Origin of the sequence: Sphingomonas canadensis (genome assembly GCF_026013525.1) — a bacterium.
Classification (GTDB): domain Bacteria; phylum Pseudomonadota; class Alphaproteobacteria; order Sphingomonadales; family Sphingomonadaceae; genus Sphingomonas; species Sphingomonas canadensis.
In genome coordinates this window covers 220,215-239,327 of the sequence record NZ_JAPDRA010000003.1, presented here as the reverse complement: position 1 = coordinate 239,327, position 19,113 = coordinate 220,215, and the positions used below count along the sequence as shown (strand labels likewise).

Below are 19,113 nucleotides of genomic sequence, written 5' to 3'. Positions count from 1 at the left end.
CTGTGGGTGGCCCGGTGGGGGAGCGGGCCGGCACCAAACCGCTATCTGCCTTGCCCAAGCGATCGCGGACGCAGCAACCCGTTTGCATCCGCCGCCCGCGCGATTAAGGGGGACGCGCGCCGCTTCCGCCGCACGCGCCACGCCGACCCCGCACGATGCGGCGCAGCCAGGAAGCGGCCGCTGAACTGATCCCGCAAGGGCCGGGCACAACCGCCCGGCACCGCGCCTTTTCGGAGCCTGTCCGCCGATGGAACCCGTCCGCAAGGTCGAAGGCCGCGCCTATCCCTGGGGCGCCAAGAACATCGACACCGACGTCATCATCCCCGCCCATTGGCTGAAGACCATCAGCCGCGAAGGGCTGGGCAAGGGCGCATTCGAAAGCGTGCGCGCGGAACCGGGCAACCTGTTCGACGATCCGCGCTATGCCGGCGCCCCGGTGCTGGTCGCGGGCGAGAATTTCGGATGCGGCTCCAGCCGCGAGCATGCCGCCTGGGCGCTGGCGGACCTGGGCATCAAGGCGGTGATCGCGCCCAGCTTTTCCGACATCTTCTCCGGCAACGCCTTCAAGAACGGCATCGTCACGGTCGTCCTGCCCCAGGAGGCGATCGACCGGCTGGTGGAAGTGGCGAAGACCGACGAGATCACCGTCGATCTGGAGACCATGACCGTAACCACGCCGTTCCAGGACCGTTTCCCCTTCGCGCTTGACCCCTTCCGCAGGGATTGCCTGATGCAGGGGCTGGACGAGATCGGCCTGACGCTGGCAAGAGATACCGCGATTTCGAAATTCGAAACGGCCGCCACGCAATCGCGGCCGTTCGTCATGGAGGGAGGCGGGAATGAAGGCTTTGCTGTCGCAGGATCCGGGCGGACCTGAAACTCTAAGCCTTCAGGACATCACCGAGCCCGCGGCGGGCCGAGGCCAGCTCCTCGTCGCGGTGAAGGCCTGCGCGATCAACTATCCCGATGTCCTGATCATCGAGGACAAATATCAGTTCAAGCCGCCCCGCCCCTTCGCACCCGGAGGCGAGATCGCGGGCGTGGTCGAGGCGGTGGGCGAAGGCGTCACCGGCTGGGCGCCGGGCGACCGGATCATCGCGGTGATCGGCAACGGCGGACTATGCGAGAAGGTGGCGGTGGACGCCGCGCGCGCATATCGCCTGCCCGAAGGACGCAGCTTCGCGGAGGGCTCGGCGCTGCTCCTCACCTATGCCACCACCATCCACGCATTGCTCGATCGCGGGCATTTGCAGGCCGGGCAGACGCTGCTGGTGCTGGGCGCGGCGGGCGGCGTGGGGCTGGCGGCGATCGAGCTTGGCAAGGCGTTCGGCGCGCGCGTGGTCGCCGCCGTCTCCTCGGAGGAAAAGGCCGCGGCGGCGCGGGCGGCGGGCGCGGACGAAACGATCGTCTATCCCCGCGCGCCGTTCGACAAGGATCAATCGAAGGCGCTGGCGGACGCCTTCAAGGCCGCCGTAGGCCCCGCGGGCGCGGACGTGATCTACGATCCGGTCGGCGGCGACTATGCCGAGCCTGCGCTGCGCGCCATCGCCTGGGAGGGCCGCTATCTGGTCGTCGGCTTCCCGGCGGGCATCCCCCGGCTGCCGCTCAACCTGACGCTGCTCAAGAGCTGCGACGTGTGCGGCGTGTTCTGGGGCGCCTTCGCCGCGCGCGATCCGGCAGCGAACCAGGCGCATGTCGAGCATCTCTTCCGCCTGTGGGAGGAAGGCCGCATCGCGCCCAAGGTGACCCAGGTCTTCCCCTTCGCCGATGGCGGCCAGGCCATCGCGAAGATGGCCGCGCGCCAGGCGATCGGCAAGCTGGTGGTGCAGGTGGCGAACTGACGGCCGAATGCCGGCTCGGCACGCGCCGGGCCGGCCAGCCACATTATTCCGCCAGGAACGCCCGCAGCTCGCGCAGCGTACCCTCCGGATCGCTTTCCTGCAGGTTGTGAGAGGCATCGGGCAGCGCGCGGCCGCGCACATCGGTGCCTTCGTCCCGCCAGATGCCCAGCACATCGTCGAACAGCCGCGGATAGAGCCCCTTGGCCGCCCACAGCGCGAGCAAGGGACAGCCGATCTTCCGCCCCGCCGCGATATCCTGATGATCCAGCACCAGATCCACTGAGGCGGAGGCGCGATAATCCTCGCACATCGCATGGATCATCGCCGGGTTGACGCGGTGGCGGTAGGCCTCCCGCGCGATTTCGCCCTCCGCCTTCGCCGCGGCGGCGGTGTAGCGCGCCAGCACCTCCTCCTCCGGGACGGGCGCGGCCCTCAAGAAGCTGAACCAGTGCCAATATCCGCGCACGAAGCCCAGCGTGACGTGGCTGTACAGATAATGTTCGGGCACGATGTCCAGCACGGCCAGCTTCGCCACCTTCTCCGGATGGTCGAGCGCCATCCGCCGCGCCACGCGCGCGCCGCGATCATGGCCGACCACCGCGAAGCGATCGAAGCCAAGCGCCGCCATCACCTCCACACCGTCCAACGCCATCGGCCGTTTGGAATAGGCCGAATGATCGGGGCCGCCGTCCGGCTTGCTGGAATCGCCATAGCCGCGCAGATCGGCCAGCACGACCGTGTGATCGCGGGCCAGATCGTTGGCGATCCGGTGCCAGGTGATCAGCGAATCCGGCGCCCCGTGCAGCATCAGCAACGGCGGGCCGGAGCCACCCGCGACCAAGTTGATCTCCGCGCCGCTGGTGGCGATCCGCTCGTTGCGAAAGCCGGGATACAGCGTGCGCCACAGCGGCGAGGGATCGCTGGCGGGCGCTGGCGCGAAGGCTGGCGGTGGCGTTTCCTGCGGCGGCATCGGTTCTCCTGGGATTGAAAGGAGGGCAGCGCCCGCCGCGCGGGCCGGCGGCAGATCGAGCGCACGCAGCTATCGCCCCCGCCACCGGCTGCGTCAATCGCACGGACGGGCAGCGCCCGCGCTTGCCTTGCCCGGGCCGCCCCCCTATCTCGGGCGCGAACGCCAGACAGGGAACCGAACATGACCACTTTCGACGATCGCGAACGCGCATTTGAAGCCAAATACGCCCGCGACGAGGAAATGGCCTTCCGCGTCACCGCGCGGCGCAACCGGCTGGTGGGCCAGTGGGCGGCGGAAAAGATGGGCCTGACCCCGGAAGAGACCGACGCCTATGCCAAGGCGGTGGTCCAGGCCGATTTCGAAGAGGCCGGCGACGAGGACGTGGTCCGCAAGCTGCTGGGCGACCTGCTCGCAGCCGGCGTGGAGACCGACGAGGCGGAAGTGCGCCGCGCGCTGGAGACCCAGATGGTCGAGGCCCGCCGCCAGATGATGGAATCCAAATAACATGCCGATGCCGGCCGAGGAGATCGAGGCGCTGATCCGCGCGGGCATCCCCGGCGCCCAGGTCGAGATCACCGATCTGGCAGGCGATGGCGATCATTATGCCGCCCGCGTGGTGGCGCCGATGTTCAAAGGCATGCCGCGCGTGCGCCAGCACCAGGCGGTCTATGCCGCGCTGGGCGGCCGGATGGGCGGCGTGCTCCACGCGCTGCAACTGACCACCGAAGCGCCAGTCGAGGAGTGAAGCCGTGAGCGACGAGGTTCAGAGCCGTATCCAGGCGCTGGTGGACGGCAACGATGTGCTGCTGTTCATGAAGGGCAGCCCGCTGTTCCCGCAATGCGGCTTTTCCAGCCGTGCCGTGGCGATCCTCAACCACATGGGCGTGGATTTCGAGAGCGTCGACGTGCTCCAGGATCAGGGCGTCCGCCAGGGCATCAAGGCCTTTTCGGACTGGCCGACGATTCCCCAGCTCTATGTGAAGGGCGAGTTCGTCGGCGGATCGGACATCATGATGGAGATGTACGAGAGCGGCGAATTGGCCGATCTGTTCGTCGAAAAGGGCCTCGCCGCCTCCTGACTGGGCGGGGCGCCGTCCCCTCCTCCGTTCGCCTTTAGCCTGCCCCCTTGCCCTATCGGGACGGGCACGCGCTTCCCGCCGCCACGAAGCTGTAGGACAGCGCGAAGCCGCGCGCCTTGCTGCGGAAGCGCATCGCGTCCACCGGCACCGTGCCGCACTGCGCCGCATCGCGCCACACGCCCGGCGCGGCGCCGCTGGCATGGCATTGCACCCGCGCGTTGCTGGACTGGCACAGGCGGAATCCGGCGGGCACCGCCACGCCCGTCGACCAGCCCCGGTCGGGGATCGCCACCGTGCCGGGCGGCGGCAGCGGCGGCGCCTTTGGCGCGGCGGCGGCCTGGCCGCTGCTGCCCAGCTTGTCGCTCAGCGCCTTTAGCTGGCCGTCGATCCAGCCGGTCAGCGTCACGCGATCCTGCTTGGCGGCGGCGACCACGGCTTCGTCGGCGGCGCTCAGCGCCTCGCCCGTCTCGATCTTGCGGCGGATCTCGCGGAGCTGGGCGGCGCGCTGCTCGTTCTTGCGGCGCTCGATGGCGCTTTCCAGCCGCGCCAGTTCGTCGTCCTGCGGCCGCGCGGTGCGCAGCCAGGCGGGCACGCCCAGCGCGGCCAGCATCCGCTCCGGGATCAGCATGTTGACCACCGATATCAGCAGCGCCGCCATCGGCAGCGCCACGAACAGGAACTTCTCCACCCCCGGCGCGATCCGGCCGAACAGCCACATCGCCAGCACCACCACCGGCGCCAGCACCACGAACGGCAGCGAGGAGGCCAGCGAGGCATCCCCCGGCGCCAGCGCGAACAGCAGCAGCGGGATCAGCAGCGCCAGGAACACGCGCCCCAGCAGCTTCGCATAGCCGAGCAGCGCGCCGCCCGCCGTCCCCATGTCGCGCGCCAGCGCCACGCCGCCGCCCAGCGCCAGGATGCCCGCGACATGCCACGGCTGGACGAAGGCATAGAGCGCCCCCAGCCCGAACAGCGCGATCAGCACATAGTTGATCCAGGCCGCGCCCAGCGACCGTGCGAGCGCGCCCAGGAAGATCATCAGCAACAGGCCGGCCGCGACCAGGATCAGCCGCCGGTGCAGCCGCTCCACCGATACGCCCGCGGCCTCGATCGCCTCGCCCGCCTCGCTGCGGACCTTGCCCAGCGCGCGCAGCGTGCCCTGTTTAACCTTGTCGAGCGCGCCGCCGCGCCGTGCTGGCGCCTGGCCCTGTGTCACCGTCGCCGGAACATTGTCCATCGGGCACCCCCTGCCAGCCCATGCGTAGGCGAAGGGCTAACATGGGATGTGGTTGCCGGAAAGGGGAACCCCGGGTGGGCGGGTCGCCGCGAGACCGTTACGAAGCGGCGCCCCGCCCTATGAAGCAATCAACGCTCGGGGTGCCTGAAACTATGCAGGCCGCGTGCCAGCCGTGCCGGATCGCGGTTTCCCGCGGCTTGCGATGGTGTACGGCCGTTAACCGCATGCCTCAGGTGTAAGCCGTGCCGACACCGGGCCGGCTTCCTTGGGCGAGACATAGGCCGGATCGTGCGCGAAGGGCATCGGCCCGCCGCCGCGCAGCGCCGCCAGCACCTCGGCAAAGCCCGTCTCGCAGCGGAAGCCCAGCACCCGTTCGGCGTGGCCCGCGTCATAGACCCGGCCGATCGAGTCCGGAAGCTGCCAGCCCCGCGCGGCATAGAGCGCCGCCGCATCGGGGAAGTATCGTGCGATCACCGCGGGCGCATCTGCCTTCAGCGCCGCGCAATCCTCCCGCACGAAGGGCGTGGGCGCCGAGAGCACGAAGACGCCGAACCCCAGTTCCGGCGCGCGTTCCAGCGCCACGATATGCGCCCGCGCCGCATCCTCCACCGTCAGGCGGCGATTGAGGAACTCGTTGGCCTTCATATTGTCGCCGGTCAGCTCGCGATGGGTGTCGTCGTCCTCCGGGAAGAAGCGGCCCGTGCGCAGCACCATGCAGGCCAGCCCCTGCTCGCGCCACGCCAGGCGGCAGAGATTCTCGGCCGCGAGCTTGGTGACGCCATAGATGTTGCGTGGCGCCAGCGGCCCGCTGGTCTCGTCGAGCCACACCGCGGCGTCGCCGCGCTCCTCACGGATCGCCTCGGAGATCATCAGCGAGGTGGTGGAGGTGAATACGAACCGGTCGTGCCCCGCGGCCGCCGCGGCTTCGAGCAGGTTGAGCGTGCCGCTGACGTTGACATCGACGAAGGTCTGCGCCGGATAGCGGACGATATCGGGCTTGTGCAGCGCGCCGGCGTGGATCACCGCCTCGATCCCGTGCTCGGCGAAGACCCGGTCCACCAGCGCGCAATCGGCGACCGATCCGATCACCTGCGTGCCGGCGCCCGGCGCCACGTCCAGCCCGGTCACCGCATGCCCCGCCGCACGCAGCATCGGCGCCAGATAACGGCCCAGCCAGCCCGAGGAACCGGTCAAAAGGATACGCATGCGGACTCCGTAGAATGACTCATCGTAGAATGACTCAATTGCCCCGAAACCGGGTTCGGGCGAAAGAGGCAGCGCACCGAGGATTTGGTTCCTGCGGCGCACGGCACGGAGGATTTGGTTCCTGAGGTGCCCAGGGCCGGGCGGCGCGAGCCCCCGGCCCTCCCCTGTCTCCCCGCGCCACGTCGGCGAAACGGGAGAACACCCTTGGAGTCAGCACCGGCCCGCTCCCTCACCAAGCCACCCAACGGCAGTATATTCTATGGGCGGCCGGGTGGGGGAACGGGCCGGTGCCGATTCCGCCAAAGGCGGACAGACTCTACGCCCCCGCGGGCAGCGCCTCGGCCGGAAGGGCGGCGGCGTCATGTTCGTCCGCCCAATCGGTGCGGCGGCGGAGCCAGGGGTTGAGGAACAACGCCGGCAGCTTCAGGAACAGCAGTTCCGAATGGATGAAGTCGTCGATCCGGCGCTCCCACCATTTGGGCTCGCGCCTGCCGTTGGCGCGCAGCCAGCCGTCATAGGGCGCCCAGTGGCTGGGCTCGTCCTTCTCGATCACCTCGAAGATGCGCACCAGCGCCTTGTCGGTCCGCACCGCGGGGTGGCGCAGCAATATCTCCACCTGGCGATAGCCGCGCTGTTCGGTGAGCGAGATGACGCGGCACAGCTTTTCGAACAGCGCGTCGTCGGCGATCACCGCGCGGGTATCCAGATCGTCGATGGTGCGGCGGAACATGATCTCGACGAAACGGTCGATATGCCCGCAGGTGCGATCGACATACAGCGGCTTGCGGCCCTGCAGCTCGAACCAGCGCTTGAACATCATGTAATGTTTGCGCTCGTCGGCGCGGTGCTTCTCGATCGCGGCGATCAGCGCATGATTTCCGGAATCGCGCGCGCGCACGGCCTGGAGCACCCGGTCGATGCTCGTATAGCCCCGATGCTCGTTGTAGATGTAGATCGAACCGAGCAGATCGAGGTAGCGGCGGCGGAACCAGTCTCGCATGGCGGGGAGGCTACGCCTCGCCCGCCACAGCGTCAACGCCGCCCCGGATGGGCGAGATCAGGCCGTGGCCAGCGCCACCTCATAACGCGCGGTGGTCTTGGCCGCCACTTCCTCCTCGGTCACGCCGGGCGCCAGCTCGATCAGGCGGAACGCGCTGTCGTGATCGGGGCGCACGAACACCGCCAGATCGGTGATGATCATGTCCACCACATTCCTGCCGGTGAGCGGCAGATCGCAGGCGGGCACGAACTTGGGATCGCCGTTCTTGGAGTTGTGCTCCATCACCACGATGATCTTCTTGACGCCCGCGACCAGGTCCATCGCGCCGCCCATGCCCTTGATCATCTTGCCCGGGATCATCCAGTTGGCGATGTCGCCGCCCTCGCTAACCTCCATCGCGCCCAGCACGGTGAGGTCGATATGGCCGCCGCGGATCATCGCGAAGCTCTGGTCCGAACCGAAATAGACCGACTGGGGCAGCTCGCTGATCGTCTGCTTGCCGGCGTTGATCAGGTCCGGGTCCACTTCGTCGTCATAGGGGAACGGCCCGATGCCGAGCATGCCGTTCTCGGACTGGAGCGTCACGTCCACGCCCTCCGGAATGTGGTTCGCCACCAGCGTGGGGATGCCGATGCCGAGGTTGACGTAGAAGCCGTCCTCAAGCTCCTGCGCGGCGCGGGCCGCCATCTGGTCGCGGGTCCAGCCCTTGCTGTCCTGGGGCATCAGTTCGATCCTTCCTCATTGCTGGCCGCGGCCGGCGCCGGGGGCGCCGCGGGCTGATCCTTGATGTCGGCGGGGTCGATCCAGCGCTTGTCGCGCGGGAACACGTCGTCGAAGCTGCCGTGCAGCCCGGTGCCATAGACGGGGTTGGGCAGCAGGAACCATCCCGATCCCCACATTGCGGAGACCATCGTCTCGCTCGCCATGTTGCGCCGGACGGGCACTGGCACGCCGCCGGGGTTGAACAGGTCGCTGAAATCGCCGAGCTGGTCGCCGACCAGCGCCACCACGCAATATTTCTCGGCGATCTCCCAGCGGCGCGAATCCTTGCCGCTCTTGCCGAAGCCGTCCTCGCGCAGCCACAGCGTCTTGCCGGGCTCGGCGCTGCCCAGCCCCGCCGCCTGCAGCGCGGCGATCGTGCCGGCGGTGTTCGCCTGAGACCGGTTGGAGTTGAAGACGATCACGATTCCCGCGCGGCGCGCGGCGTCGATCGTCTCGGCCGCGCCGGGCACGGCCGCCACCTGCGGCGCGCCGGTCGCTTCCCAGCGGCGCCAGCGATCGTCGTCATACCCAGCGCCGCGCCGCGCCTCATCGGCTTCATAGCCCAGGTTGAGCAGCACCGTTTCGTCGATGTCGAACACGGCGGCCAGCGGCTTGGTGCCGCAGGGAACGAACCGGGGCACCTCAAGCGAACCGTCGCGGGCGAGAACCACGCCGCGGATGTCCAGCCCCGCCTTGCGATCCTTCGCACGCGCCGAAAGATAGCTCCACAGCATCTGATAGGCCTGGAGCGACAGCGCCGCGCCCTCGCCCGAGCCATAGAGATACTGCATCCCCGGCGGCGGTGCCGAAGGCGGAGCGGCCTGGCCGGCGAGCAGCGGCGCGGGGCCGCCCGGCGCGGGCAGCGGCCCGCTGACCACGCCCGCGACCACGCCCTCCGGCGCCTGGACCGGCGGCCCCAGCGGCGCGGGCGCGGCCGAGGGGAGCGGATCGGAGGCGGCCGGCGCGGGAGCGGGCGCGGTCTGACCGCCACGTTCGGCGGTGCGTTCCGATGCGCCGTCCAGCCGCGACTTGGTGATCGTCCCCGCCGCCGCCAGCGGCACCGCGACCGCAGCCGCGATACAGCCCGAAAGCGCAGGGGCGAGCCCAAGGGTCAGCGCCAGCGCTCCGGCGCGGCGCATCACGCGGCCTCCGTGCTCTCGGCGCGGGGGCGGGTGGTGCGGAACTCGATCTTCTTGTCGTAGGGGGCGCCCACGATCATGCGGTTCACATAGATGCCGGGCAGGTGGATCTGATCGGGATCGAGGCTGCCGACGGGCACCACCTCCTCCACCTCCGCGATGCACACGCGGCCCGCGCTGGCCATCGGCTGGTTGAAGTTGCGCGCGGTCTTGCGGAACACCAGGTTGCCGGCCTCGTCCGCCTTCCAGCCCTTGATGATCGACAGGTCGGCACGGATGCCGCGCTCCAGGATATATTCCTGGCCGTCGAAGACCTTGGTCTCCTTGCCCTCGGCCACCAGCGTGCCCACGCCCGTCTTGGTGTAGAAGCCGGGGATGCCCGCCCCGCCCGCGCGGCAGCGCTCGGCCAGCGTGCCCTGGGGACAGAACTCCACCTCCAGCTCGCCGGCGAGATACTGGCGCTCGAATTCCTTGTTCTCGCCAACATAGGAGGAGATCATCTTCTTGACCTGGCGGCTGCGCAGCAGCTTGCCCAGTCCCTCGCCGTCGATGCCCGCGTTGTTGCTGGCGATGGTGAGGCCGGTGACGCCCGAGGCCTGGATCGCGTCGATCAGCCGCTCGGGGATGCCGCACAGGCCGAAACCGCCCGCGCAGATGGTGATCCCATCGGAAAGCAGGCCTTCCAGCGCTGCGGCGGCATTGGGATAGAGCTTGTTCACGCGGGCGACTCTCCTGCTGACCGGTTTCGCGATAATCGCCCGAAACGGGAGCGGTCAAGCAAACCTGAATCGCTATTCAACTTTGAGTGCCGCCTGGGTCGCCCATCCGGCAGGACGGGCAGTCCGCGGTCAGCGCGCCTGTTCGAGCATGATGCTGGCGCGCGGGCTGCGCTCGCCATAGCTGTGTTCCGACAGCCGGGCGCCGGCGGCCTCCAGCGCGGCGCGGCGCTCGTCGTTGCGCGTGCTCACGATCGCCTGTTCATAGGCGATGGTGGTGGCGAACGCCGGAACCGCCCACACCCGCGCGATCCAGGCGGCGGCGCGCGGCCAGCGATCCGGATCGATCGTCCACCCCACCAGCGCGGCGTTGCGGAAGAACGCGCCATAGGTGATGTCGGCGGTGCAGATATGGCCGAACAGGAAGCCCTCGGCGGGCGCCTGGGCCTCGATCCAGTCCATCACCTCCGGCAGCTCCACGTCGCGCACCCGGGCGATGGCGGCGGGATCGGCGTCGCGCTTGAACACGCGCGGCGCGACCGAGAGCGCGAAGAAGAAGCGCCAGATGATCAGATCGCCCAGCCGGCTGTCGGCATATTCCTCCAGCCAGCGCGCGCGTGCGCGGTCCCGGGGGCTGCGCGGCATCAGCGGCGGTTCCGGCCAGGTTTCCTCGATATATTCGCAGATCACGGTCGAATCGTTGAGCACCAGATCACCGTCGATCAGCACCGGGATGCGCCGCAGCGGGCTGATCCGCGAGAATTCGTCGCTGCCGTAGAAGGGCGTGATCGGATCCACCTCATGCGCGACGCCCTTCAGCGTGAGCGCCACCACCACCTTGCGCGCATAGGGCGATACATAGCTGCCGACGACGAGCATGGGGCACCTCGGTTCTGGGTTGCGCAACATTATTACGCGCATGGCGAGGCGGGCAAGCCCCGCCCGGGCACTTTCTTCGCGGCGCGCGGCGCTGTAGCGATGGGGGAATTGGAGAGAGAAACCGTGACTTCGAAACGAACCGGCGGCCGCATCCTCGTCGACAATCTGGTGGCGCAGGGATGCGACCGGATATTCCAGGTGCCGGGCGAAAGCTTCCTCGCGGTGCTCGACGCGCTGCACGACGTGCCCGCGATCGACATGGTCACCTGCCGCCAGGAAGGCGGGGCGGCGTTCATGGCCTGCGCCGATGCGTCGATGACCGGCAGGCCCGGCGTGTGCTTCGTCACGCGCGGGCCGGGCGCGACCAACGCCAGCATCGGCGTGCATGTGGCGATGCAGGATTCGATCCCGATGATCCTGTTCATCGGCGACGTGGACCGCGGCATGCGCGACCGCGAGGGATTCCAGGAGGTGGATTTCCCCGCGATGTTCGGCCCGCTGGCCAAATGGGCGACGCGGATCGAGGATGCGGCACGCATCCCCGAATATGTCGCGCGGGCCTTCTGGACGGCGACCTCGGGCCGCCCCGGCCCGGTGGTGATCGCGCTGCCCGAGGACATGTTGTGCGACGTGGTGGAGGCCATCGATCGTCCGGTGAGCCTGCCTCAACCGTTGATGCCGGATTCGACGGAGGAGCCCGCGCGCCAGATCGTCGAGCGTATCCGTGCCGCGAAGCGCCCGGTCGCGATCGTCGGCGGCGCGGGTTGGGACCGTTCGGCGGGCCTCCATTTCGCCACCTTCGCCGAGCGCTGGGGCATCCCGGTCGCCGGGGCATTCCGCCGCCAGGACGCCATCGTCAACAGTTCGCCGGTGTGGGCGGGCAACCTCGGCTACGGCCCCAACCCCAAGCTCGTCCAGCGGATCAAGGATGCCGATCTGTTGCTGGTGGTCGGCGCGCGGCTCGGCGAGGCGACCACCGACGGCTACGCGCTCGTAACGCCGGATCATCCGGGCCAGACGCTGATCCACGTCCATCCCGACGCCGACGAGCTCAACAGGGTCTATCACGCCGACCTGCCGGTGTGCTGCGAAGTGAACGTGTTCGCCGACATGCTGTCGAGCATGCGCCCTCTCGACACGCCCTTCCCGGGCGGCGCGGAGGCTCATGCCGAGTGGCTCGAATGGTCCACGCCCAAGCCGCGCGAGGGCGTGACGCTGGACCTGGGCCAGTGCGTGCTGGCGATGCGCGAGGCGATGCCGGCGGATACGATCATCTGCAACGGCGCGGGCAATTTCTCCGCCTGGTGGCACCGCTACTGGCGCTATGGGCCGCAGCCCACCCAGCTTGCCCCGACCTGCGGCGCGATGGGCTATGGCGTGCCCGCGGCGGTGGCGGCGGCGATCCGCGCGCCGGGGCGCAGCGTGGTGGCGGTGGCCGGCGACGGCGATTTCCTGATGAACGGGCAGGAACTGGCGACGGCGGTGCAGCACGGCGCGAGCCTGATCGTGATCCTGGTCGACAATTCCGCCTTCGGCACAATCCGCATGCATCAGGAACGCGAATATCCCGCGCGGCTTTCGGGCACGCGGCTCAGCAACCCCGACTTCGCGGCGCTGGCGCGCGCCTATGGCGGCTGGGCCGAGACGGTGGAGACGACCGCGGAATTCGCCCCCGCGCTGGGCCGCGCGCTGGAGCGGAGCGGGCTGCGGCTGCTGCACCTGAAAACCGATGTCGAGGTGATCAACCCGCTGACGACGATCAGCGCGATCCGGGCGCGTTAGGGCGGCGCCTCACGCCTGGGTCATTCTCCTCAGCCGTTCGCCCTGAGCCCGTCGAAGGGCATCCATCCACGAGCGTATCGCCGACGGCGAGGGCCCTTCGACAAACTCAGGGCGAACGGATCAAATGAAGCGCGCCTTGCTCAGGTCTCGAATCCCTTGCCCGGCGAGCGCCGGGAGAGAGGCGTATAATGCCCCTGCCTCAGCCGCATCTCCGCGGGGCCGGAACGTTCAATCGAGCAGCCAGCCCCGGCGCGCGCCGCCCTCCTCTCCGGGAGGCACGAGCCGCAGCGGGCGGCTGCCGATCGGCGCGCCCGTCCCCGCATCGACCACCACCGGGCGGACGCGCGCGCCCGTGGCGGCATCGACATGGTGCGCCACCCCACCCTCGCCGAAATGCCGCGCGCCCCAGGCGCCGAGCGCGAGCAGCACCGGCAGGAAATCGCGTCCACTATCCGAAAGCACATATTCGTGCCGCACCGGGCGATCGCTATACCGGCGCTTCTCCAGCAGCCCGGCGGCGGTGAGCGACTTGAGACGGCTTGCGAGGATGTTGGGCGCGATGCCCAGATTCGCACGGAATTGATCGTAGCGCGTCAGCCCCCGCCCGGCGTCGCGCAGGATCAGCATGCTCCACGTATCCCCCGCCCGGGCCAGCGCGCGCGCTACCGGACATTGGCCGGCGCATAGTTTTTCTGAGTCCATATCGGATTGATAGTTACTAGATAGCGAAATGCAAGTTACCTCTTCGCCATCCCCCAGGACAAGGATTTCCCGACCATGACGCATAAGTTCAACGGCACCGCCATCGTTACCGGCGCATCCTCCGGCATCGGCGCGGCCTATGCCGGGCGGCTCGCGCGGCGCGGGCACGATCTGGTATTGGTCGCGCGCAACGCGGCCCGGCTGGACGTGCTGGCGGACAATATCCGCGCCGAGACCGGCCGCACAGTGGAGACGCTGCCCGCCGACCTGACCGATCCCGCCGCGGTGGCGCGGGTGGCCGCGCGGATCGAGGGCGATGCCGCCGTCACGCTGCTGGTCAACAATGCCGGCGCGGGGCTGATGCAGGGGCTGGCGGCGGCCAGCGATGCGGAGATCGCCGGGCTGATCGCGCTCAACGTGACCGCGCCGACCCAGCTCGCCGCCGCCGCCGTCCGCGCCTTCACCGCGCGCGGGCGCGGCACGATCGTCAACCTCGCCTCGGTCGTGGCGCTGGCGCCGACACAGTTCGAGGGGCTCTACAGCGCCACCAAGGCGCATGTCCTGGCGCTGAGCGAATCGCTGTCGGCGCATCTGGCGGGTACGGGCGTGCAGGTGCAGGCGGTGCTGCCCGGCCTTACCCGCACCGAATTCCTGGAAGGCAGCGCGCTCAGCTTCGACCAGTTCCCGCCGGAGATGGTGATGGAGGTGGGCGATCTGGTCGACGCCGCGCTGCTGGGGCTGGAGCGGGGCGAAGCAGTGACCATCCCGCCGCTGCACGATATCTCCGGCTGGGAGGCGCTGGTCGCGGCGCGTGCAGCGATGGCGCCGGGACTGTCCAGCCGCGAGCCGGCGCTGCGATACCGGGCCTGATCCGGGGTGATCCCGGGCCGGGCGTGACAGGCTTCACGCAGGGGCGTATCCTCTATCGCAGCGGCCCCGGGCCGGCCGGGCAGAACCGGCGCCCGCGGGGCCGCGAAGGAGAGGTATGCCCGACAGGGTTGCCGAACATTACGACCGGCACGCGCACGCATTCGACGAGGCGCGCAGGGCGGGTTTTGCCGAACGCAACTGGCTCGATCGCTTCCTGCTCGCCGTCCCGCGCGGCGGGCATATCCTGGATCTGGGCTGCGGCGGCGGAGAGCCGGTGTCGCGCTATCTGATCGATTCGGGGCGCAAGCTGACCGGCGTGGACGTTTCCGGGCGGATGATCGCGCTGGCCCGCACGCGCTTTCCCCGCCAGGACTGGCTGCACGAGGACATGCGCACGGTGGTGCCCTGGCATCGCTTCCACGGCATCCTGGCGTGGGACAGCCTGTTCCACCTGCCGCCCGACGACCAGGCGGCGATGATCGCGAAGTTCGGCGAATGGCTGGAGCCCCATGGCGTGCTGCTGTTCACCACCGGGCCGGCGCATGGCGAGGGCGCCGGGTGCCAGTTCGGCGACGCGCTGTATCACGCGAGCCTGGACCCGGCGGCCTATCGCGACCTGCTGCGCCAGGCGGGGCTGGCGGTGATCGCCTTTGCACAGGAAGACGCGGCGAGCGGCGGGCACACCGTGTGGCTGGCGCACAAGGAGCGGTAAGGCCCGGCGGGCCGATGCCGCCTGAACCGGACAGACTCTAACCCGGTCGACCCCGGCTCAATGCACCGTGCCGACCGCGCAGGGCATCGACAGCAGCACGATCAGCCGTTCGATCTGGCGCCAGCGGCAGAAGTGGATGTGGTTGCCCTGATCGCGGCTGTGATCGGCGCGGGCGGCGGCCTCAAGACCGGCTTCCGCGCCATAATCGCGCATCAGGCGCGCGGCGGCGGCGAACTGCTCACGGTCGGTTACGAAAGGCATCTGCTCCATCGGCACTCCCGGATCGCGCATGCGTGCGCGCCGCGCGCATACGCACGCGCCGTGCCGGAAGCGCAGGACTCCTCCGAAACCGCCGGGCGCGAAGGTAAACGGCCCGGCGCGGGCCGCCGCCGGAGCGTATCGCGCGTGCCGCCGGGGGACAGTGGCGTCCCGCGCCGGGACGTGGCACAGGGCACGGCATGAGTTCGTCGAACACTCCCAATCCGGTCGCGGGCGGATCGCTGCTCGCGCTGTTCCTGATCGCGGGCGCGATCGTGGGCATGATCTATGGCCAGCCGACGATCGGACTGCTGGGCGGCGCAGGCGGCGGCATCGCGGTTGCCACGCTGCTGTGGCTCAAGGACCGCAAGCGCGGCTGAGCCCGCCGCTCACACCAGCGCGCGGCCCAGCCATACCACGCGGCCGATCACCTCGGCCGCGCCCGCCGCGCAGGCGCGCACCGGCCATGCGGGATTGTCGCTCGCCACCTCGATCTCGCGCCCCAGCAGGCGCAGCCGCTTGACCATCAGCTCGCCGTCGATCCGCAGCACGTAGAGCGCCGGGCGCGCATCGACGCGGCGGCGGCCGCCATCCACCAGTATCTCGTCGCCGTCCGCCAGCGTGGGCAGCATCGAATCGCCAGCGACCCGGATCAGCGACGCGGCGTCCGCGGACACCCCGAGCTGGCGGAGCAGCCCCGGATCGATCGCGCCCGGCGTCCGCCGCGCCTCGCCGGACACGAGCGCGCCCGGCCCGGCCGAGGCACCGACATCAAGCCGCGGCACCGCCACGAGCCCGGCAGGCTCCGGCCCGCCCAGCCGCGCCTCCGGCACGCCGAAGAAGCGTGCGAGCGCTCCACGGTCCGCCTCCGCCAGCAGCCGGGGCGAACCGCGCGTGAGGTACTGGTGCAGATAGGCGGGGTTGCGCCCGATCAGCGCGGAAAGCCCGGCCAGGCTGACCCCGCTCTCCTGCACCAACAGCCGCAGCGCGGCGCGCTGTTCGTCTCCATCCATGCCCGAATCCTATGCATAGGATTTATCCTAGACAAGTAGGATTTCAAAGAACAGATCAAGAACATATTCAGCGACTCGGAAAGGGAGCGGATGGATGGCGGTGCTGCGCGAAGTCGAGAAGTTCCTGAAACGCACGCAGATGCCGCCGACCAAGTTCGGCCGGCTGGCGGTGCGCGATCCGCGTCTGGTGGGCGACTTGCGCAACGGGCGCGAGCCGCGTGCCGCGATGGTGGCGCGCATCCGTGCGTTCCTGGACGCGCAGGAAGCCGCGCGGGAGCAGCCGCGGTGAGCCGCGGGCCGGATGCCGCGACGCGGCTGGAACGCGCGCTGATCGCCTCAGCGGAGCGCGCCGGATGCCCCATATCCATCCTCCGCTGGGTGGTCACACGCTGGGCGAGCGCCACCTTCGCGGGCGCGCGGCATCAGTTCGTGCTGGAGGGCGCAGCGGGAACGGCGATCGAGGAATGGCTGACCGGCCTGCCCGAAGCCGAGTTCGCGCTGGCGGGCCATCTGGTCGCCGACCTGTCGGTGGAGGCGGTGCGCCGCGCGGATGGGGGGGTCAGCGCCGAAGTGGAGGCGCTGACCATCGAGGAGCGCTGAATCGGGCGCTCAGGCGCGGCGGGCGAGGTTGCGCAGCGTGACCAGCGCGTCTTCGAGCCCGCGTTCGGAATCGCGGCGGCGGGGCGGCTCTTTCTCCATGCCCTCGGCCATGCCCTTGCGGACGACACCCTGTTCCAGCCGCTCGAGCAGCGCGTGGATCGTCGCCTCGGTCTCCGCCTTGGCGGCGGCATGGACGCGGGGCTCGGGAACCGGACGCGGGCGCGGCGGATCGCGGCGGACCGGGGTCAGTTCGAAGGTCTCGAAACGCTCGCTCGAATCGAACACCGCCGGGCGCGGCGGACGCGCGAGCGGGGCCACCGCCTCGGGCAGCGGTGCGGGCGCGGGCGGGATCGCGGAAGGATCGAAGGCCGACAGCGGCTGATCCAGATCCTCGGGCAGCGGGCGTTCGTCGGGCAGCACGATGCGCTGGCGCTCGGGCACGGCGGCGCGGCGCGGCGGCAGTTCGAGTGCGTCGGACGGAACCTGCACCTGCGCCGGGGGCGCGGGTTCGGGCGCAACGGGCTGCACCGGTTCGGCGGCCACGGGCTCGGGATCCGGCGCAAGCGGCGCGGCGGGGGCCGGCGCGGGCTTGCTGCGCGTGATCACCTCCAGGAACGGCGTCCCCAGGTCGCGCGTGGCGAGCAGCGGCGCGCGCGGCGGCGCATCGGGGTGCGCATCGGCGCGGCGGATCACGGGGGCGGGAAATTCCTCGGCCGTCTGTGCGGCGGGGGCGGCGCGGCCGATCGTCAGCCCGCGCGTGCCGAACAGCACGAACAGCGCAAGCCAGGCGAAGATCGCGGTGACGGCGCCCGCCCCGGCGGCCAGCGCCAACCGCGCGGTCATGCCCAGCGGGGGAGCGGCCGCGGCGATCACCGCCGGCAGGCCGCTTTCCATCACCGCCGTTTCGAGCAGCGGCGCAGGCGTCAGGACGACCGCCGCCGCGGCACCGGCGCCGAGCAGAGCTGCTGCGATGGGCGCCAACGGCAGGTTCATGCCTTCGCCACCTGTGGCCACGAGTCCTTCACGGGCGCGATATTGGCGAGTCTTTGGTAAACAGATTCGTAACGCGCGACATTAACCGCCCAATTCCGCTCCGCCTCGACGAAGGCGCGGGCACGCTCGCGCCGCGCCTCCCACAGGTCACGCTCGGCAAACAGGCCGGCGACGGACCGGGCGAGTTCGGCGGGATCGTCGGGAGCGAACAAGGTACCGGTGTCTCCGTCGCGGATCAACTCGCGGTGGCCGCCCACGTCGGACGCCGCCACCAGCCGCCGCTGGGCCATGGCTTCCAGCGGCTTGAGCGGGGTTACCAGATCGGTGAGGCGCATGCGCTTCCGGGGATATACGAGAACGTCGACCAGCCCGTACCAGCGCTCCACCTCGTCATGCGGCACGCGCCCCACGAAGCGGATATGCCCGGCGACGGGCGATGCCGCCGCCTGCGCGCGCAGCGCCGCCTCCATCGGGCCGCCGCCGACCAGCAGGAGCTGCATCCGCGGCCGTTCCGCCACCAGCCGGGGCATCGCCGCGATCAGCACGTCGAGCCCTTCGTAATCGTAGAAGCTGCCGATGAAGCCGATCGTCTCGGCATCGTTCAGGCCGTGCGCGGCGGCCAGCGCCTCGTCGCGCGGGGGCGGCGCGCCGAACATCGCCATGTCCACGCCGTTGGGCGAGACGAAGATCTTGGCCGGATCGATGCCGCGCGCCACCAGATCGCCGCGCAACCCTTCACAGATCACCGCCACCGCGTCGGCGCGGCGCACCGCGCGCGTTTCCAGCGCGCGGGTCAGCCGGTAACGCCACGAACCCTCGGTGCCGGTGCCGTTGCCCACCGCCGCATCCTCCCAGAAGGCACGGATCTCATAGACCAGCGGCAGCCCCAGCCGGCGGGCCGCGCGCTGCGCCGCCATCGCGTCCAGCACGGGCGAATGGGCGTGGAGCACATCGGGGCGGAACTCGCGCGCCGCCTCCACGATCCGGCGGGAAAAGGCGGCGATCTCGCGCAGTTCGCCCAGCACGGGCAGCGACGGCTTCACCGGGGCGGTACGGAAGAAGCGCAGCCCGTCGATCGTCTCCTCGATCACCACGCCTGATTGCTGGCGCGGGCCGGTGACGGAGGCGACCTCCCACCCGCGCGCCGCCTGGGATTTCAGGATCGCGCGGGTGCGGAAGGTGTAGCCGCTGTGCAGCGGCAGGCTGTGGTCGAGGATATGGAGGACACGCATCCCGGCCTGACTGCCACAGGCTGCGTTAACGCCGCGTTCCCGTGCGGCCCCGCACCCTGTCCCCTGCTCCGCGTGGATCATCGTTTACGGCGCGTCAACGCGGGCGGGTTAAGGCTTCCGCA

Annotated in this window: 24 protein-coding genes; 11 read left to right on the top strand and 13 right to left on the bottom strand. The window is 69.9% G+C overall.

Going from position 1 to position 19,113, the window contains the following annotated elements; translation table 11 throughout:
* The first annotated feature begins 247 nt into the window (after window positions 1-247).
* Both leuD and OM513_RS08800 read left to right on the top strand, forming a co-directional pair.
* The gene (gene leuD, locus OM513_RS08805; RefSeq protein ID WP_264943802.1) at window positions 248-877 is read left to right on the top strand and encodes a 3-isopropylmalate dehydratase small subunit; all 630 of its coding nucleotides are present in this window, start codon (window positions 248-250) and stop codon (window positions 875-877) included.
* Window positions 840-1,841 (top strand): NADPH:quinone oxidoreductase family protein, encoded by a 1,002-nt coding sequence (locus OM513_RS08800; RefSeq protein WP_264943801.1) that lies wholly within the window; start codon window positions 840-842, stop codon window positions 1,839-1,841. Before leuD ends, OM513_RS08800 begins: the two co-directional genes overlap by 38 nt.
* 43 nt (window positions 1,842-1,884) lie before the next feature.
* On the opposite strand, the gene OM513_RS08795 is transcribed toward OM513_RS08800, so the two are convergent.
* A complete protein-coding gene (locus OM513_RS08795; RefSeq protein ID WP_264943800.1) occupies window positions 1,885-2,811 on the bottom strand; it encodes an alpha/beta fold hydrolase in 927 nt (308 codons plus the stop codon).
* 180 nt (window positions 2,812-2,991) lie between these two features.
* On the opposite strand from OM513_RS08795, the gene OM513_RS08790 reads away from it, so the two are divergent.
* From OM513_RS08790 to grxD, 3 genes are read left to right on the top strand one after another with little or no spacing between them, the layout of a single operon-like run.
* Entirely contained in the window at window positions 2,992-3,315 is a 324-nt protein-coding gene (locus OM513_RS08790; protein ID WP_264943799.1) for a DUF1476 domain-containing protein, read from the top strand.
* A 1-nt stretch (window position 3,316) separates the two neighbouring features.
* On the top strand, window positions 3,317-3,556 hold the full coding sequence (locus OM513_RS08785; RefSeq protein WP_264943798.1) for a BolA family protein: 240 nt from the start codon (window positions 3,317-3,319) through the stop codon (window positions 3,554-3,556).
* A 4-nt stretch (window positions 3,557-3,560) separates the two neighbouring features.
* Entirely contained in the window at window positions 3,561-3,890 is a 330-nt protein-coding gene (gene grxD / locus OM513_RS08780) for a Grx4 family monothiol glutaredoxin (RefSeq protein WP_264943797.1), read from the top strand.
* A 52-nt stretch (window positions 3,891-3,942) separates the two neighbouring features.
* On the opposite strand, the gene OM513_RS08775 is transcribed toward grxD, so the two are convergent.
* From OM513_RS08775 to OM513_RS08745, 7 genes are all read right to left on the bottom strand, one after another.
* Window positions 3,943-5,127 carry a hypothetical protein gene (locus tag OM513_RS08775; RefSeq protein ID WP_264943796.1) on the bottom strand — a complete coding sequence of 395 codons (1,185 nt, stop codon included), beginning with the start codon at window positions 5,125-5,127 and terminating at the stop codon, window positions 3,943-3,945.
* 216 nt (window positions 5,128-5,343) lie between these two features.
* Window positions 5,344-6,333, bottom strand: a complete 990-nt coding sequence (locus OM513_RS08770) for an NAD-dependent epimerase/dehydratase family protein (protein ID WP_264943795.1) — start codon at window positions 6,331-6,333, stop codon at window positions 5,344-5,346.
* 316 nt (window positions 6,334-6,649) lie between these two features.
* Window positions 6,650-7,333, bottom strand: coding sequence for a ferritin-like domain-containing protein (locus tag OM513_RS08765; RefSeq protein WP_264943794.1), 684 nt, complete (start codon window positions 7,331-7,333; stop codon window positions 6,650-6,652).
* A 57-nt stretch (window positions 7,334-7,390) separates the two neighbouring features.
* Window positions 7,391-8,056 carry a 3-oxoacid CoA-transferase subunit B gene (locus OM513_RS08760; protein ID WP_264943793.1) on the bottom strand — a complete coding sequence of 222 codons (666 nt, stop codon included), beginning with the start codon at window positions 8,054-8,056 and terminating at the stop codon, window positions 7,391-7,393.
* On the bottom strand, window positions 8,056-9,234 hold the full coding sequence (locus OM513_RS08755) for a 5'-nucleotidase, lipoprotein e(P4) family (RefSeq protein ID WP_264943792.1): 1,179 nt from the start codon (window positions 9,232-9,234) through the stop codon (window positions 8,056-8,058). The genes OM513_RS08760 and OM513_RS08755 overlap by 1 nt, the downstream gene beginning before the upstream one ends.
* Window positions 9,234-9,953, bottom strand: coding sequence for a CoA transferase subunit A (locus tag OM513_RS08750; RefSeq protein WP_264943791.1), 720 nt, complete (start codon window positions 9,951-9,953; stop codon window positions 9,234-9,236). The genes OM513_RS08755 and OM513_RS08750 overlap by 1 nt, the downstream gene beginning before the upstream one ends.
* A gap of 129 nt (window positions 9,954-10,082) precedes the next feature.
* Window positions 10,083-10,829, bottom strand: coding sequence for a glutathione S-transferase family protein (locus OM513_RS08745; protein WP_264943790.1), 747 nt, complete (start codon window positions 10,827-10,829; stop codon window positions 10,083-10,085).
* A gap of 99 nt (window positions 10,830-10,928) precedes the next feature.
* Between OM513_RS08745 and OM513_RS08740 the strand changes: the two genes are divergently transcribed.
* Window positions 10,929-12,611, top strand: coding sequence for a thiamine pyrophosphate-binding protein (locus OM513_RS08740; RefSeq protein WP_264943789.1), 1,683 nt, complete (start codon window positions 10,929-10,931; stop codon window positions 12,609-12,611).
* A 228-nt stretch (window positions 12,612-12,839) separates the two neighbouring features.
* Here the strand turns inward: OM513_RS08740 and OM513_RS08735 are convergent, their stop codons facing one another.
* Complete coding sequence (locus OM513_RS08735) at window positions 12,840-13,313, bottom strand: winged helix-turn-helix transcriptional regulator (protein ID WP_264943788.1); 474 nt, start codon at window positions 13,311-13,313, stop codon at window positions 12,840-12,842.
* A 75-nt stretch (window positions 13,314-13,388) separates the two neighbouring features.
* Between OM513_RS08735 and OM513_RS08730 the strand changes: the two genes are divergently transcribed.
* Both OM513_RS08730 and OM513_RS08725 read left to right on the top strand, forming a co-directional pair.
* Window positions 13,389-14,183, top strand: coding sequence for an SDR family NAD(P)-dependent oxidoreductase (locus OM513_RS08730; RefSeq protein WP_264943787.1), 795 nt, complete (start codon window positions 13,389-13,391; stop codon window positions 14,181-14,183).
* 115 nt (window positions 14,184-14,298) lie between these two features.
* The gene (locus tag OM513_RS08725) at window positions 14,299-14,895 is read left to right on the top strand and encodes a class I SAM-dependent DNA methyltransferase (protein WP_264943786.1); all 597 of its coding nucleotides are present in this window, start codon (window positions 14,299-14,301) and stop codon (window positions 14,893-14,895) included.
* Window positions 14,896-14,952: 57 nt separating this feature from the next.
* Here the strand turns inward: OM513_RS08725 and OM513_RS08720 are convergent, their stop codons facing one another.
* Window positions 14,953-15,156, bottom strand: coding sequence for a hypothetical protein (locus OM513_RS08720; protein ID WP_380916301.1), 204 nt, complete (start codon window positions 15,154-15,156; stop codon window positions 14,953-14,955).
* 197 nt (window positions 15,157-15,353) lie between these two features.
* On the opposite strand from OM513_RS08720, the gene OM513_RS08715 reads away from it, so the two are divergent.
* Window positions 15,354-15,533, top strand: coding sequence for a hypothetical protein (locus OM513_RS08715; RefSeq protein ID WP_264943784.1), 180 nt, complete (start codon window positions 15,354-15,356; stop codon window positions 15,531-15,533).
* A 9-nt stretch (window positions 15,534-15,542) separates the two neighbouring features.
* Here the strand turns inward: OM513_RS08715 and OM513_RS08710 are convergent, their stop codons facing one another.
* Window positions 15,543-16,166: a S24 family peptidase gene (locus tag OM513_RS08710; protein WP_264943783.1), complete on the bottom strand. Its 624-nt coding sequence runs from the start codon at window positions 16,164-16,166 to the stop codon at window positions 15,543-15,545.
* Window positions 16,167-16,260: 94 nt separating this feature from the next.
* On the opposite strand from OM513_RS08710, the gene OM513_RS08705 reads away from it, so the two are divergent.
* Window positions 16,261-16,455, top strand: a complete 195-nt coding sequence (locus tag OM513_RS08705) for a hypothetical protein (protein WP_264943782.1) — start codon at window positions 16,261-16,263, stop codon at window positions 16,453-16,455.
* A complete protein-coding gene (locus tag OM513_RS08700) occupies window positions 16,452-16,766 on the top strand; it encodes a hypothetical protein (RefSeq protein WP_264943781.1) in 315 nt (104 codons plus the stop codon). The genes OM513_RS08705 and OM513_RS08700 overlap by 4 nt, the downstream gene beginning before the upstream one ends.
* A 9-nt stretch (window positions 16,767-16,775) precedes the next feature.
* Here the strand turns inward: OM513_RS08700 and OM513_RS08695 are convergent, their stop codons facing one another.
* Window positions 16,776-17,759, bottom strand: a complete 984-nt coding sequence (locus OM513_RS08695) for a hypothetical protein (protein ID WP_264943780.1) — start codon at window positions 17,757-17,759, stop codon at window positions 16,776-16,778.
* On the bottom strand, window positions 17,756-18,991 hold the full coding sequence (locus tag OM513_RS08690) for a TIGR04063 family PEP-CTERM/XrtA system glycosyltransferase (protein ID WP_264943779.1): 1,236 nt from the start codon (window positions 18,989-18,991) through the stop codon (window positions 17,756-17,758). The genes OM513_RS08695 and OM513_RS08690 overlap by 4 nt, the downstream gene beginning before the upstream one ends.
* Window positions 18,992-19,113: the final 122 nt, after the last annotated feature.